The organism is Paraburkholderia sp. FW306-2-2C-D06C, assembly GCF_058781505.1.
This window is the reverse complement of sequence record NZ_JBYSWU010000040.1, coordinates 1-14,866: the sequence shown is the minus strand read 5'-3', so window position 1 is coordinate 14,866 and position 14,866 is coordinate 1. Positions and strand designations below refer to the sequence as shown.

The following is a 14,866-nucleotide window of genomic DNA, read 5'->3' as shown; positions in this document are numbered from 1 at the left end:
ACGGCCGGCCTTTCGGCGCCGCCAGGACATGCGTTCCCATCCATGATCCACGAAACGATCGTCACCACGGCAGCGTGCGATGGCCGTCCTCATATCGCGCCGATGGGGGCCCGTTACGAAGGCGACTTCATCATCCTGTCGCCTTTTCGTCCGTCCGTGACGCTCGACAATATCGTCGCGTCGCGTGCGGCGGTGTTGAACTTCACCACGGACGTCCGGATCTTCGCCGGCTGCGTCACGCATTGCGCGACCGATTGGCCGACGCTCGCCGCCAGCCGCGTGGCGAGCGTGAGGCTCGCCGAGTCGCTTGCGCACGCCGAGCTCGAACTCGACGAGCTGCGCGACGACAAGGCGCGTCCGGTGCTGCGCATGAAATGCGTGCACCGCGAAAACCATGCGCCGTTCGCCGGTTTCAACCGTGCCCAGGCCGCGGTGGTGGAAGGCTCGATTCTCGTGAGCCGGCTCTTCATGCTGCCGGCCGACAAGGTCGACCGCGAAATGGCCTATCTGCAGATCGCCATCGACAAAACCGCGGGCGATGCCGAACGCACCGCCTGGGGGTGGCTCACCTCCGCGATCGCGCGGCACCGCGAGAGCCTCGAATCTTCCGGCGGTTCGGCCGGCGAACTCGTATCCCACTAGTCTTGCCCGTCTTTTCGGAGAACATCGATGACTGCATTGCTCGCGAGCGTCCGCTCAGAGGACGAGGCGTTCGAGGCCGCCCAGGCCGGCGCCGAACTGATCGACCTGAAAGAGCCGAACGCAGGCGCGCTCGGCGGTTTGGCGATCGGCGACATCACGCATATCGTCCGCCAGCTTCGCGCCCGCTATCCGGTCAAGCCGATCAGCGCGACGATCGGCGACGTGCCGGCGGACGCGCTCGACGAGATCGCCGCACGCGTCATCGAAGTCAACGACGCGGGCATCGACTATGTGAAAGTGGGCGTGACGCCCGGACCGGCTGCACGGCGCTGCCTCGAACAACTCGGCAATCTGCCGGCCGCGGTCGTGCCGGTGCTGCTGTGCGACGGCGGCATGGACGGCGAACTGGTCGCCTATGCGGCCACGCTCGGCTTTGCAGGCGTGATGTTCGACACCACCGGCAAGGACGGCAGCACTCTGTTCGACCACGTGGATAGCGCCACGCTCGCCCAGTGGCTGCGGCTCACGCGCGAGCATGGCGCAATGAGCGGCATCGCCGGCTCGCTCGGCTGGGCGCAGTTCGAGCAGATCCGTGCGCTCGCGCCGGATGTGGCGGGTTTTCGCACGGCGCTATGCGTCGATGGACGGCGCTCGCGGCTCGATCCGCAACGCGTCGCGCAATGGGCTGCCGCGTTGCATCGGTGCTCCGGCGATGTCGGTCCTGCCGGCACCACGCCGGACTCGATCACCTCGGGCGTTGCCCGCATGGAATGACCGCACGCATGGCTAGCGTTTGCGCCACCCCCACGGCGAAACGCTAGATCACCGGCGTGTTCAGCAGCCGGTCGCGCATCAACGCGACATTGTCCTTGTTGAACAGCTCGACGACATAATTGGCTTCGTTCACATAGTCGACGAAACGCCGGTCGACCACGCCCGTTGCGGCCAGCGTCTCGAGCCGCTCGTCCTCGGAGATGGGGCATGACTTCACCACGATCAGCCGTTCGGCGTTGAGCATCGTCGAGAGCCACGCGGCGAGGCTGTCGGAGGTGGTGTCCCAGTTGCTCATCGCGTCGGGCGTGTCGCGCATCAGCGCGGTCGGCACCCACACGGCGACATGCCCGTCGCGCAGCGCGCGGCGGATCTTCGCCTCGCTCGAGGCGAGCACGAGTTCGGGCAATACCCCTTGCATGAGAATCGCGTATTGCGTCATGGCGAGCAGACACATGTTGTGCGCGGCGAGATCGTCGAAGCGCCACTCGCTCTGGTATTGCCGCACTTTGTCCGCGAAATCGCCGCCGCCGGGCACGATGACGACGCGCCCGCCCCCCACTTCGCATAGCTCGGTGAGCCACTGGCGCAGCGTCGGCTCGTGACTCAGGCTGCCCCCGATCTTGACCACCCACATGACCGTTGTCCTCGTTTCCGCTCGTTTCCGATTAACCGCGTTTGCCTGCCCGATGACTCAAGCCGCCCGCGATGTCGCGCTGCGGCTATCAGCGTCGGCGTCCCTATCGCGGATCGCCGCCAGTAATGCCACCGCCACACTCGGCGCGCACGTCGCGGCCCACTCCGATCGACTTGCCGGCACACCTGCCAGCGTGCCGAAATCGATGTAGCCGCGCGCCTCTTCGCGCGCCAGCGCCGCCGCGAGAAAACGTCCGCAGCCTGCGCCCACCAGCGGCGCGGCGGCGAGCCCTGGGTGGGCCGCCGTCACGCGCGCCAGATTGACGCCGATCTCGCGCAACTGCAGCTCGCGCCAGCGCAGCGCGAACCCGCGCCATTCGACGGGACTCGTTTCATGAGCATCCCGGCCGATCATCCGCGCGAGCCGCGTTCGGCTTGCGCTTTCCGTCTTCGGCCCCTGGTCGGCGCTCGGATACAGGTCGTACTGCGGCGCCAGTTCACCCGTGAGCCGGTAGATGTCCGCCGTGGTCGCAAACCATTCGTTCATCACGTTGACGGCCACCCCTTCGAATTCGATGCGATGCGCGATACCGCACAACGGCGTGCGCACGACACCCTGGTAGACGAGTTCGCCGGTGCCGAGCCGCCCGGCATCGGTCGCGGCACGCGCGACAACACGGCCGCCCGCGATCGGAATGATGTCGGTGGTCGTGCTGCCGATGTCGATGAGCAGCGCATCGGGGACGCGTGTCGCGACCCAGCGCGCGGTAGCGAGCCAGTTCGCCGAGGCGACGCTGCGCCAACCGGCCGCGCATGCCTGCGGCGTGAACCAGCCGGCGTCGCCCGCATAGAAACGCAACCGTGGTCCGAGCCGCTGCGCCAGCACGGCGGCGATCGCCCGCACGCCTTGCGCGCGGTCCTCGAAAAGGTCGACCATCTCGCCAGTCATCGTCACTGCGTGCTGCGCGGCGTACGTCTTCGCGGCCGGCCAGCGCTCGAAGACGAGGTCGATGGTCCGCTCAAGATGGTCGAGGCCCTGCCACAGCGGACACGCCCATTGCGCGACATCGAGCACGGCGCCGCCGGCCTCGGTCATCGACACCTTCACATGCGCGCCGCCGACATCCCAGCCGAATACCGCCGCGCCAGCGGCCGCCGCGGGGCATGTATGCGTGATGCGCGCGGCGCTCATGGCTGGGCTCCACAGGTCGGCTGCGACCCGAACGTGCGCGTCGCCGCTGCGGATCGGTCAACCCGCACCCCATGCGCCGCCAGCAATGCGGGCGCGAGATTGCCGCCGAGCGCCGCGGACAGGCCGGCATACGCAACCGTCAGACGCGGATTGACCTCGATCACCACCGGCCCGCGCAACGGATGCCACACCACGTCGATGCCGACAAAGCCGCGCAGGCCCGGCATCGCCTTCGCCACCCGCTGCGCGAGCGCGCCGAGCGTGCGGCCCTGGTCGCCAGCCGGATCGATCTGGTTGACCGTCACGCCATCGAATTCGACGATCCGCGGGTGCTGCCCCGGCGCCTTGCCTCCGCTCAAGCCGATTTGCTGCCGGTTGATGCTGATGAGTTCGACGCGCTCGCCGTGGCAGATCAGCGAAAGGCTAAGCGGCTCGCCGTCGACCCATGCCTGCAGCACCGGATTGCGCGCGGCGGCCGCGCGTGCCTCGTATTCGGCGCAGGCGTCCGCGAAGTTGTCGAACACGAAGGTATCGAGACCGCCCGCGCCGTCGTCCGGTTTCACGACCCAGCGGCCGGCGACCCGGCGGCCGGCGGTCCGGCGGTCGCCTGGCTGCCCGTCGGCCTGTCCGGGTTCGACAGAGGGCGTCGTCGCGATGCCATGCGCCACGAGGCACGCCGCCGTCGCGCTCTTGCTCGACGCCACACGGATCGCTTCTTTCGCGCAGCCGAGCCAACGCGCCGCGCCCACCGCGTCGTACAGATGCAGCAACAAGCCGTCGCATTCCGGCGCGATGATCCACGCGTAATCGTGCTCACGCGCCACCCGTGCGACAAAGGCCGTCATCGATTCCCCTTGCGCGGCCATACAATGGGCGAGCGCCGGGTCGACGGTTTCGAAGCGCGAGCTCGCGAAGCTCACCTCCACACCGTCGAGTTCGCGCAGGTCAGTCACCAGCGCGTCGCGCATCACCCGGCCTTCGACGATCAGCGCGCTCAGGTCGGCAAGACTCCCCGCGCCGGCATGGGCCGGGTCGATGCCACCGCCGGTGAGATACTCAAAGACAAAGATCTTGGTCAAAGGAACGCGCCCCCATGCAGGTGATACCGGTTCTCGATCTGCTCGACGGCCACGTCGTACGCGCAGTGCGCGGCGAACGGACGGCCTATCTGCCCATCCAGTCGTCGCTCGCCGCCACCAGCGAGCCGCTTCACATCGCCCGTGCGCTGCTTGCTGCAAGCGGCGCACGCACGCTCTATATCGCCGACCTCGGCGCGATCCTGCAGCATGGCGCTCATGTCGAGACGCTCGCTGCATTGCGTGCCGCCCTGCCCGGCACCGACATCTGGCTCGACGCGGGCTATGCCGACTACGCGTCGATGCATTCGCTGTTCGAACGTATCGACGAGACCGGCAAGCGCAACAGCCATAGCCAACCTGCGCCGCACGATCTCGCGACCCTCGTGCCGGTGTTCGGCACCGAGTCGCTGCACGACATCGACGCGCCGCGCGCCGCCGAAACCGCCGGGCTCTCGCCGATCCTTTCGCTCGACCACCGCGCCGGCCAACTGCTCACCGCTACCGCACTCGAGCGCACCTCCGCATGGTGTCCTCGCAGGGTGATCGCGATGACGCTCGATCAGGTCGGCAGCTACGACGGCCCCGACCTCGCCACGTTCGAACGCATCCGTGCCAGTGCCCCCGCGCATACTGCCGTGATCGGCGCGGGCGGCATTCGCCATCGCGACGATATGGCGGCGGCGGCCAGAACCGGCGCTTCAGCATGGCTGGTGGCGTCCGCGCTGCATGATCGCCAGATCGGCACGCCGCTCTTCGAGTCCACGTAGGCGTGCTATACAAATTCCATGCCAATCGTCGAACAACGTGCAGATGTAAACAAACGGCAAGCCGCTGTACCCGCGCGTGACACTCTGCTCCAGATGGACGCACAACCTGTGCGGCGCGGACAGGCTGACGCGCCGCGGATCCGACACAGTCGATGCGGGGCATCGCACATGCCGCGACCGTATTGATCCTTTTAAGCGCGAGGCCACCTAAGCGGCGCGCGATCCGTTGCGCACCGGCGCCACGGCGCTAACAGTCGAATCGGCATGGAGCTTGCTAAAAGTGCGCCCATGCACCTCTCGCCCATCGATCCCATCGATCCATCGAACACGAGCTCATCGGCCGCGGCCAACGCACCCGCCTTGTCGATCACGCACGACTGGACCTGCCCGTTCTGCCCGCTGCTGTGCGACGACCTCGTCGTCGACTCGCATGACAACGCCACGCTCGCTGTGCCGAACACCGAATGCCCACGGCTCGCGCAGGCGCTCGCATGCTATGGCGGCTCGGATGCACAGTGCCGCAACAGCGTCGGCGGACACGACGCGGATCTCGACACCGCCCTGGCTCACGCGGCGCGGATACTGTCGTCAGCACGCCGCCCATTGTTCGGCGCACTGACGACCGACGTTGCCGGCGCCCGTGCGCTATATGCGCTGGCGGCGGGCTGTGGCGCCATCCTCGATCATTTGCACGGCGATGCGATGAGCGCGGCCACGCTCGCGTTGCAAGACCGCGGGTCGTTCTTCACGACCCTTTCGGAAGTGCGCTCGCGCGCCGACCTGCTGGTGTTTTTCGGCTGCCAGCCTTCGCGGCGTTATCCGCGCTTCTTCACGCGTGCGCTGGAAGGTGCTGAAAAGACACGTGAGCTGGTATTCGTCGGCTGCACGCCCGACCCGGCTGCGAGAGGCCTGGCGAATGCGCGAATCGAAGCGGTTCTTCCGGACGCCGATCCTTTTGACACGCTCGCACTCTGGTCCGCGCTTAGCGAAGGACGTCAGCCGAGCGCGTTGCAAGACAACGGGACGGGCGCGGCAGAAACACTTTCCGCGTTGCAGGCGCGTATCGCCGCCGCGCGTTACACCGTGCTCGTCTACGAGCCCGCCGCGCTGCCCGGCCCGCATGCGGCGCTGCTCATCGAAGCATTGAACCGGATCGTCAAGGCGGCCAATCGCACCGCACGTGCGGGCTGTCTCGCGCTCGGCGGCGATGATGGCGCATTGACGGTCAACCAGACCGTGACCTGGCTTTCCGGTCTGCCGCTTCGCACTCGTGTCTGCGCGCCCGCACGTAGCGCCGGCACGGCGCCGCTCGACCACGATCCGACTCGCTATCGCACCGCCAGACTGCTCGCCGACGGCGAGATCGATGCCCTGCTGTGGGTCGCCAGCTTCGCGCCGCCGACATGGCCGGAAGCGCTCGATCAGAATGTGCCTGCGATCGTGCTCGGCCATCCCGCTTTAGCGGAAGCAGCAAAAGTGCGCGGCGCCGCCACCGTCTTCATTCCTGTCGCAACGCCTGGCATCGATAGCAGCGGCCATCTGTTTCGCGTCGACGGCTCGGTCGTGATACCGCTCGTCGCCGCACGCGGCGCGGCACTTCCCACGGTGGCGACAATCGCGGCGCAATTGGCCGCGCGCCTTCATGCCCAGCCCGCCGCGCAGGTGCAGCCATGAGTCTGATCCGCCTCAAGGGCGGCACGATCTTCGATCCGGCGAACGGCGTCGACGGCGAGCGCCGCGACCTGGCGATCCGCGACGGCCGCATCGTCGACGTGCCCACCGGCACGCCGGCCGACCGCGAATATGACGCCACCGGCATGATCGTGATGGCAGGCGGCATCGACATGCACTCGCATATCGGCGGCGGCAAGACCAATCTGTCGCGGCTGCTGCTCCCCGAGGATCACCGTGACGATCCTGTGCGCGAGCCCGCCTACGAATCGGTGCAGGACGCGAACGGCCGCTACCTGAGGCTGCCGTCGTGCGGCGTGTGCACGCCCGGCACGCTCGCGACCGGCTACCGCTACGCCGAAATGGGCTACACGGCCGCATTCGAACCGGCCATGATGCCGTCCAACGCGCGCCACACGCACCTCGAAATGGGCGACACGCCGATCATCGATCACGGCGCCTACGTGATGCTCGGCAACGACGAACTGTTCCTGCAGATGCTCGCCGCACGCGACGACTTCGAGCGTCTGCGCGACTACATCGGCTGGACGATCCACGCGAGCAAGGCACTCGGCGTGAAGGTCGTCAATCCAGGCGGCATCTCCGCCTTCAAGTTCAACCAGCGCTCGCTGAACGTCGACGAGCCGCACGTGCACTACGGCATCACACCGCGCGAAGTGCTGCACACACTGTCGCGCGCGTTGACCGAGTTGCGCGTGCCGCATCCGCTGCATGTTCACGCGAGCAATCTCGGCGTGCCCGGCAACATCGATTCGACGATCGCCACCATGGACGCCGCCGACGGCCTGCCGATCCATCTCACGCATATCCAGTTTCATAGCTATGGCATCGAGGGGCCGCAAAAATTTTCGTCGGGCGCGCGCCAGATCGCGGAGGCGGTGAACGCGCGGCCGAACGTGTCGATCGACGTCGGCCAGATCATCTTCGGACAGACCGTCACGGCCTCCGGTGACACGATGATGCAGTTCCGCAACACACCGCTCGCGCGGCCGCACAAGTGGGTGGTCGGCGATATCGAATGCGACGCGGGCTGCGGCGTGGTGCCGTTCCGCTATCGCGAGCAGAGTTACGTGAATGCGCTGCAGTGGATCATCGGCCTCGAGATCTTCCTGCTGGTCGACGACCCGTGGCGCGTCGCGATGACGACCGATCATCCGAACGGCGGCCCGTTTACGAGCTATCCGCATCTGATCCGTTTGCTGATGGACAAATCGTTTCGCGACGAGCAACTCGCGAAGCTCAATGCCGACGCGCAAGTGGCGAGCGCGTTGCCGCAGCTGCAGCGCGAGTTCTCGCTGTACGAGATCGCCATCATCACGCGAGCAGGACCGGCACGTCTGCTCGGCCTGCGCGATCGCGGCCATCTGGGCGTCGGCGCGGCGGCGGACGTCGCCGTCTATCGCGACGACCCGGACCGCGAGCGGATGTTCACGTCGCCCGCCTATGTGTTCAAGGACGGCGAACTGGTCGCGCGCGACGGCACGCTCGTCGCCACGCCGACGGGCGGCATCCATTTCGTCTCGCCCGAATTCGACCGCGGCATCGAGAAGACGCTGCGCGCCTACAGCGACGCCAACCTCGCGAGCAACTTCGCGCATGCCGCCATCAGCGACGACGAGGTCTGCAACTGCTGTCGCGGGGGCAGGCTGCTGCCCGTCGAATGTTTCGCGCACAGCTGATCACAAGGTGAACCGCACACGATGAGCGACCCGGCGACCCTGCAGATCAACGGCACCACGATCGATGCCACCTTCGCGGAAGCCTTTCCGATGAAGGCGACCCGGCTCGTCATCACCGCGCATACGCCGGCGTGGGCGATGAACGCCGCCAACTCGCTGACCGGTTTCGCGACCTCGGTGATCGGCTGCGGCTGCGAAGCCGGCGTCGAGCGAATGCTGGCGGCCGGGGAAACGCCGGATGGCCGGCCTGGCGTCGCGGTGCTGCTGTTCGCGGTGTCTTCGAAGGAATTGGCCAGACAGATCGAACGGCGCGTCGGGCAATGCGTGCTCACGTGTCCGACCACCGCCGTGTATGGCGGCATCGATCCTGAGACGAGCCGCGCACCGCTTTCCGACCGAGCGTCGCTCGGCAGCGGATTACGCTTTTTCGGCGACGGCTGGCAGATCTCGAAGATGCTCGGCGACACGCGTTACTGGCGCGTGCCGGTGATGGACGGAGAGTTCGTCTGCGAAGAGGCGGTGCCCACCGTCAAAGCCGTGGGCGGCGGCAACCTGATCCTGCTGGCACGCGATATCGACGCCGCGCTGGCCGCATCCGAGGCCGCAGTCACGGCGATGCGCACGCTGCCGAACGTGATCATGCCGTTTCCGGGCGGCGTCGTGCGTTCGGGATCGAAGGTCGGCTCGAAATACAAAGGGGCGAGCGCGTCCACCAACGATGCGTTCTGTCCGACCCTCACGGGCCTCTCGGCGCGCAGCGAACTGAGCGCGGAAGTCGGCTGCGTGCTTGAAATCGTGATCGACGGGCTCACCGATGCGGACGTCGGCGCGGCGATGAGCGCCGGTATCGCCGCGGCCGCCGGGCTCGGGCGGGCGGCGGGCATGCTGCGGATTTCAGCCGGCAACTACGGCGGCAAGCTCGGGCCTTACCACTTTCATCTGCACAGCCTCGCAGCGGGCCTCGACGGGAGCCGCACATGAGCCGTCGCACAACCCTGCGCGTGAAGACACCCCCCGGTTTCCGCGTCGATGCGTCCGCCTTGCTGCCGGTGCCGCTCGCGACCATGGCCGTGGCGGAAATCGAGCGCATTCTTCTGCCTGCGGGCAATGACAGGTGCGTCGTGGGCGATGTGTTCGAAGTGTCGCGCAGTGAAACCGCTGCTGCACCTGAAGCGCCGCACGCCGACGCCAGCCTCGTGATCGACAACGCCGCGCCATGGCTCGATCGCGTCGGCGCGCGCATGACGGGCGGCCACCTCGCCGTGCACGGTTCGACTGGCGACTACAGCGGTTTCCAGATGGCGGGCGGCGTCCTGCAGATTGACGGCCATGCGGGCCACTTCACCGCCGGCGAAATGCGTGGCGGCCGGCTGACGGTGACCGGCGACAGTGGTGATTTCACCGCCGGCGCGCTCGCCGGCGACATGGAAGGCATGACGGGCGGCACGCTGACGATTCACGGCAACGCAGGAGCACGGCTGGCCGATCGCATGCGCCGCGGCCTCGTGCTGGTCGGCGGCGATGCGGGCGAATTTGCTGCGTCACGGCTCGTGGCGGGGACTGTCGGCGTCGCCGGTCAACTGGGCGCGCATTATGCGTACGGTATGAGGCGTGGCACGCTCCTGCTCACGCAACAGCCCGCGCATTGCCCACCGACTTTTACCGACGGCGGCCGCGGTTTCGACGTATTCTGGGCGCTTCTCGTGCGCAGTCTCGCCGACGAAATCGCGCCCTTTTCGCAGTGGCGCGCAGCGAGGCTACCGATACGCTACGCGGGCGACCTCGCGGTCGACGGACGAGGCGAAATACTGGTCGTGGGCTAGAGGTCGGAGCCGCGCGCTGCTCACGGAACAGGCAGTAACATGGTGTTCGACAGAGACGCCGGATAAGGAAGGAGACAGGCATGACGATCGCGCATTCTCCCCACGTACAGCCAGGCGCCGACACACGCGCGCCGAGCTATGCCGCCTCGATGATTGCCCTGCATTGGCTAATCGCGCTCGGCATCATCGGCCTGCTCGCGCTCGGACTCTATATGGTCGGACTGCCGAAGGGTTTGCCTGTCAAAGCGACATTGATCAACCTTCACAAGTCGCTCGGACTGACGGTTTTCCTGCTGGTGCTTCTGCGCATCATGGCGCGTGTGGCCCTCCACCGGCCGCCCTTGCCGCCGATGCGACCGTGGCAACGCGCCGCCGCGCGCACTACGCAGGGCCTTTTATACGTAGCCATGGTCGCGATGCCGCTGTGCGGCTATCTCGGCTCGTCGTTCAATCGTTATGGGACGCGTTTCTGGGGTATCCCGCTGCCGAAATGGGGCTGGGACGATGCGGGTTTACGCGGACTCTTCTTCGGCATTCACGAGGCCCTCGGCTACGCGCTGATCGCGCTGATTGCGCTGCACGTGGCGGGCGTGCTCAAGCATCAGTTGATCGATCGCGACAATCTGCTTGCGAGGATGCTGCCATGACGCGGCACGCTTCACAGCCCGCTTCACAGCCCGGCTCACAGCCCGCCTCACACCCCGGCTCACACCCCGGCTCACACCCCGGCTCACACCCCGGCTCACACCAGCGCGGCATGAAGATCAAGGTACTCGGCTCGTCGGCGGGCGGTGGCTTCCCGCAATGGAACTGCAATTGCCGCAATTGCGACGGCGTGCGGCGCGGCTCGTTAAAGGCGACGCGCCGCACGCAATCGTCGATCGCGGTCAGCGCGAACGGCGAGGACTGGCTGCTCGTCAATGCGTCACCCGATCTGCTCGCGCAGATCGCCGCCAACCCGGAACTGCAGCCGGCCCGCCACGCGCGCGATAGCGGCATTGCCGCGGTGCTGGTCATCGACGCGCAGATCGATCACGTCACCGGCCTCCTGATGCTGCGCGAGCGCGACACGCCGCTGCCGCTCTACGCTACCGATGCGGTTTGGCAGGACCTGTGCAGCGGCTTTCCGGTCGCGCCGATCCTCGCGCACTATTGCGGTGTCGAGCATCACCGCATCGCGCTCGACGGCGCGCCGCTGGCCGTCGCCGCGCTGAACGGCGTGCAGATCGATGCGCTGCCGCTGTCGAGCAAGGCGCCGCCCTACTCGCCGCATCGCAACGCACCCGAGCGCGGCGACAACATCGGACTCGTCTTCACTAACCAGCAGACCGGCAAGCGCGTGTTCTACGCGCCGGGGCTCGGTGCTATCGACGCACATGTGCTCGCGGCGATGCGCGAGGCGGATCTGCTGCTCGTCGACGGCACGCTGTGGACCGGCGATGAAATGATCCGACTGGGTCTGTCGAAGAAAACCGCGGCGGATATGGGCCATCTGCAGCAGTCCGGCCCGGGCGGCATGATCGAAGTGCTGGACTCGCTTGTGGCGCACAACGTCCGCAAGGTGCTCATCCACATCAACAACACGAATCCGATTCTGGTCGAGGATGGCCCCGAGCGGCGCCTCCTGACCGAACACGGCATCGAAGTGGCGTACGATGGAATGACATTCGAAATATGAAGTGTGGCGATGAAATGGGGCTACGAAGCACCCGTTAAAAAGCGTGGCCATGAAGCAAAAAACGGAGACGGCATGAACGCGAAAGACACCTTAGGCACGGCGCCGCCGAGGGATGCGCAGACGACCGGACGCGACGACCGGCCCGCCTGGACCCGTGAAGAATTCGAAGCCCAGTTGCGTGCCAAGGGCACGGCCTACCATATCCATCATCCGTTCAACGTGAAGATGAATAGCGGCGGCTGCTCGCGCGAACAGATTCGCGGCTGGGTAGCGAACCGCTTCTACTATCAGATCAACATTCCTCTGAAGGACGCGGCGATCCTCTCCAACTGTCCGGATCGCGAAACGCGCCGCCGCTGGGTGCTGCGCATTCTCGACCACGACGGCTATGGCGACGAGGAAGGCGGCATCGAAACATGGGCGCGTCTTGCCGACGCAGTCGGCTTGTCGCGTGCCGACCTGTGGTCGCTGAAGCAGGTGACGCCGGGCGTGCGCTTCGCCGTCGACGCCTATGTGAATTTCGCGCGCCGCGCGCCGTGGCAGGAAGCGGTGTGCTCGTCGCTCACCGAAATGTTCGCGCCGCAGGTTCACCGCGACCGGCTCGCGAGCTGGCCGGAACACTATCCGTGGATCGAGCCTTCTGGTCTTGCGTATTTCCGCTCGCGCATTTCGCTGGCGCAGCGCGACGTGCAGCACGGACTCGCTGTCACGCTCGATCATTTCACACGGCGCGAACAGCAGGAACGCGCGCTCGAGATCCTGCAATTCAAGCTCGACATCCTGTGGACCATGCTGGACTCGATCGAAAAGGCCTTCCCGCAATGAACGACCTGCCACGCGCCGGCGGCGCCGTGCCCACAGCCGATCGTCCGACGATCAGCAAGCTCTTTCGTCTGCAATGGGAGCCCGCTCAGAACGCTCACGTGCTGCTCTACCCCGAAGGCATGGTGAAGCTCAATCAGAGCGCGGCGGAAATCCTCAAACGTTGCGACGGCACGCGCGATATGCACGCACTGATCGCCGACCTGGAACAGGCGTTCAACACGACCGGGCTCGGTCCCGAAGTGCGTGCGTTCGTTGCCGACGCGCTGTTGCGCGGCTGGCTGGAGTAGTGCCATGACGGATCTCTCGCAAGCCGGCGCCGGTGCACAGTCTCAAGCGACCCCAACTGGCGTGGCGCCGCCGCTCTGGCTGCTCGCGGAACTGACTTATCGTTGTCCGCTGCACTGCGCGTTCTGCTACAACCCGGTCGACTATACGGATCACAGCCGCGAACTCAGCACGGAACAATGGATCGGCGTGCTGCGTGAGGCGCGCGCGCTCGGCGCCGCGCAACTGGGGTTTTCGGGCGGCGAGCCTCTCGTGCGCGACGATCTCGAAGTGCTGGTCGGCGAAGCGCGCAAGCTTGGTTTTTACACCAACCTGATTACATCGGGGGTCGGCCTGACCGACAAGCGCCTCGGCGACCTGAAGGCGGCCGGTCTCGATCATATCCAGCTGTCGTTCCAGGATTCGACCCAGGAACTGAATGACTTTCTGAGCAGCACCCGCACCTTCGACCTGAAACAGCGCGTTGCCGCATCGATCAAACAGCACGGCTTTCCGATGGTGCTCAACTGCGTGCTGCATCGCTACAACCTGCCGCACGTCGACAAGATCATCGACATGGCGCTCGCGATGGGCGCCGAATATCTGGAGCTCGCGAATACGCAGTACTACGGCTGGGCGCATCACAACGAAGCGCAGTTGATGCCGACGCGTGAACAGCTCGAAGAAGCCGAGGCAGTGGTCGAGCAATACCGCCGCACGCAGGGCGAGCGCTGCAAGATCTTCTTCGTCGTACCGGACTATTTCGAACGACGCCCGAAGCGCTGCATGAACGGCTGGGGCGCGGTCTTTCTCGGCGTCGCCCCGGACGGCGCGGCGCTGCCCTGCCACGCCGCACGCAGTCTGCCCGGACTCGTGCTGCCGAACGTGAAAGAGACACCGCTGCGCGAAATCTGGTACGAGAGCGACGCGTTCAACCGCTTTCGCGGCCTCGCCTGGATGAAGGAGCCTTGCCGCAGTTGCGACGAAAAGGAACGCGATCTCGGCGGCTGCCGCTGCCAGGCCTATCTGCTCACCGGCGATGCGGCCAACGCCGACCCCGTCTGCGACAAGTCGCCGTCGCATGACACGGTGGTGAACGTGGTGCGCCGCGCGGCCGCGGCAGTCGAACCGCGCGAGCAGCCGATCCTGTTTCGCAACGACGCCAACTCGCGCAGGCTGGCGGCCGCCCGGTCGGGCGGCCAGCCGGATGGCCACGGCCACACAGAAGGCTGACCATGGCAGCGGGAGACATCTCCGCTATACCGACGCCGATACCACGCTGTCGTTCCCGGCAGGCGGCGACGGACAACGATCTGCATGGCACGCAGACCAATCCACGGTCCTTTCCTGGCAATCCGAAGCAGCCCTATACGTACCCCGGCCAGGGGTTGTAAGCCGGAACCCCAGAAAATTCCGTCACCCCAACTCCAGCTTCAACCAGCAAGTTTCCTGATACGTTCGGCAAGGCGTCCGAATGCTTCATTGACGTACTCCAAGTTCTTGGGTTCTGCCCAGCGCACGTAGAGAGTTTTTGAAGCTTTCCAGATCGGCAAGCCTGTGACTTTCAGCGATAAATGGCGGTGAATTTTCAGCGTTATTTGGCGCGAATGGGTGGTGCTGACGGCTTCGCACGATGCGTTCTCGGGGCGATAACCCAACGGCAGCACGCGACCCGTTTCGGTCGGTCAGCCTTTCCCAAAGCAGCCACTCGAATCAAGTTCCTTCCAGCGTCGGGCGCTTACGTCTTCGGGTTCCACCTATTAATGGATGCACCAACCCGGCGATAGAATCTCCGGGCACCTCCGATGACGGATAGGT

General features: G+C 66.1%; 16 protein-coding genes. 12 read left to right on the top strand and 4 right to left on the bottom strand.

What is annotated here, in order from left to right; genetic code table 11:
* Positions 1-42: 42 nt before the first annotated feature.
* Together AC3WLT_RS25720 and AC3WLT_RS25715 are read left to right on the top strand one after the other, a co-directional pair.
* Complete coding sequence (locus tag AC3WLT_RS25720; protein WP_492594501.1) at positions 43-642, top strand: DUF447 domain-containing protein; 600 nt, start codon at positions 43-45, stop codon at positions 640-642.
* A 27-nt stretch (positions 643-669) separates the two neighbouring features.
* Positions 670-1,416, top strand: coding sequence for a (5-formylfuran-3-yl)methyl phosphate synthase (locus AC3WLT_RS25715; protein ID WP_492594500.1), 747 nt, complete (start codon positions 670-672; stop codon positions 1,414-1,416).
* Positions 1,417-1,459: 43 nt separating this feature from the next.
* Here the strand turns inward: AC3WLT_RS25715 and AC3WLT_RS25710 are convergent, their stop codons facing one another.
* The 3 genes from AC3WLT_RS25710 to AC3WLT_RS25700 are packed head-to-tail and all read right to left on the bottom strand — an operon-like array spanning position 1,460 to position 4,320.
* Entirely contained in the window at positions 1,460-2,050 is a 591-nt protein-coding gene (locus AC3WLT_RS25710) for an amino acid kinase family protein (RefSeq protein WP_492594499.1), read from the bottom strand.
* Between the two features lie 57 nt (positions 2,051-2,107).
* Entirely contained in the window at positions 2,108-3,241 is a 1,134-nt protein-coding gene (locus AC3WLT_RS25705; RefSeq protein ID WP_492594498.1) for a hydantoinase/oxoprolinase family protein, read from the bottom strand.
* The gene (locus AC3WLT_RS25700) at positions 3,238-4,320 is read right to left on the bottom strand and encodes an ATP-grasp domain-containing protein (protein WP_492594497.1); all 1,083 of its coding nucleotides are present in this window, start codon (positions 4,318-4,320) and stop codon (positions 3,238-3,240) included. The genes AC3WLT_RS25705 and AC3WLT_RS25700 overlap by 4 nt, the downstream gene beginning before the upstream one ends.
* Before the next feature lie 14 nt (positions 4,321-4,334).
* On the opposite strand from AC3WLT_RS25700, the gene AC3WLT_RS25695 reads away from it, so the two are divergent.
* From AC3WLT_RS25695 to pqqE, 10 genes are all read left to right on the top strand, one after another.
* Complete coding sequence (locus tag AC3WLT_RS25695) at positions 4,335-5,087, top strand: HisA/HisF-related TIM barrel protein (RefSeq protein ID WP_492594496.1); 753 nt, start codon at positions 4,335-4,337, stop codon at positions 5,085-5,087.
* A 288-nt stretch (positions 5,088-5,375) separates the two neighbouring features.
* On the top strand, positions 5,376-6,761 hold the full coding sequence (locus AC3WLT_RS25690) for a formylmethanofuran dehydrogenase (protein WP_492594495.1): 1,386 nt from the start codon (positions 5,376-5,378) through the stop codon (positions 6,759-6,761).
* A complete protein-coding gene (locus AC3WLT_RS25685; RefSeq protein ID WP_492594494.1) occupies positions 6,758-8,458 on the top strand; it encodes a formylmethanofuran dehydrogenase subunit A in 1,701 nt (566 codons plus the stop codon). Before AC3WLT_RS25690 ends, AC3WLT_RS25685 begins: the two co-directional genes overlap by 4 nt.
* 21 nt (positions 8,459-8,479) lie before the next feature.
* Entirely contained in the window at positions 8,480-9,439 is a 960-nt protein-coding gene (gene fhcD, locus AC3WLT_RS25680; protein ID WP_492594493.1) for a formylmethanofuran--tetrahydromethanopterin N-formyltransferase, read from the top strand.
* On the top strand, positions 9,436-10,281 hold the full coding sequence (locus tag AC3WLT_RS25675; RefSeq protein WP_492594492.1) for a formylmethanofuran dehydrogenase subunit C: 846 nt from the start codon (positions 9,436-9,438) through the stop codon (positions 10,279-10,281). Before fhcD ends, AC3WLT_RS25675 begins: the two co-directional genes overlap by 4 nt.
* Before the next feature lie 80 nt (positions 10,282-10,361).
* On the top strand, positions 10,362-10,928 hold the full coding sequence (locus AC3WLT_RS25670) for a cytochrome b (protein WP_492594491.1): 567 nt from the start codon (positions 10,362-10,364) through the stop codon (positions 10,926-10,928).
* A gap of 110 nt (positions 10,929-11,038) precedes the next feature.
* Positions 11,039-11,959 carry a pyrroloquinoline quinone biosynthesis protein PqqB gene (pqqB, locus tag AC3WLT_RS25665; RefSeq protein ID WP_492594490.1) on the top strand — a complete coding sequence of 307 codons (921 nt, stop codon included), beginning with the start codon at positions 11,039-11,041 and terminating at the stop codon, positions 11,957-11,959.
* Positions 11,960-12,031: 72 nt separating this feature from the next.
* Positions 12,032-12,784 carry a pyrroloquinoline-quinone synthase PqqC gene (gene pqqC, locus AC3WLT_RS25660; protein ID WP_492594489.1) on the top strand — a complete coding sequence of 251 codons (753 nt, stop codon included), beginning with the start codon at positions 12,032-12,034 and terminating at the stop codon, positions 12,782-12,784.
* Positions 12,781-13,071, top strand: coding sequence for a pyrroloquinoline quinone biosynthesis peptide chaperone PqqD (gene pqqD, locus AC3WLT_RS25655; RefSeq protein ID WP_492594488.1), 291 nt, complete (start codon positions 12,781-12,783; stop codon positions 13,069-13,071). The genes pqqC and pqqD overlap by 4 nt, the downstream gene beginning before the upstream one ends.
* A gap of 4 nt (positions 13,072-13,075) precedes the next feature.
* On the top strand, positions 13,076-14,281 hold the full coding sequence (gene pqqE / locus AC3WLT_RS25650; RefSeq protein WP_492594487.1) for a pyrroloquinoline quinone biosynthesis protein PqqE: 1,206 nt from the start codon (positions 13,076-13,078) through the stop codon (positions 14,279-14,281).
* Positions 14,282-14,481: 200 nt separating this feature from the next.
* Here pqqE and AC3WLT_RS25645 read toward each other — a convergent pair whose 3' ends face one another.
* Positions 14,482-14,715 (bottom strand): hypothetical protein, encoded by a 234-nt coding sequence (locus AC3WLT_RS25645; RefSeq protein ID WP_492594486.1) that lies wholly within the window; start codon positions 14,713-14,715, stop codon positions 14,482-14,484.
* Positions 14,716-14,866 lie beyond the last annotated feature (151 nt).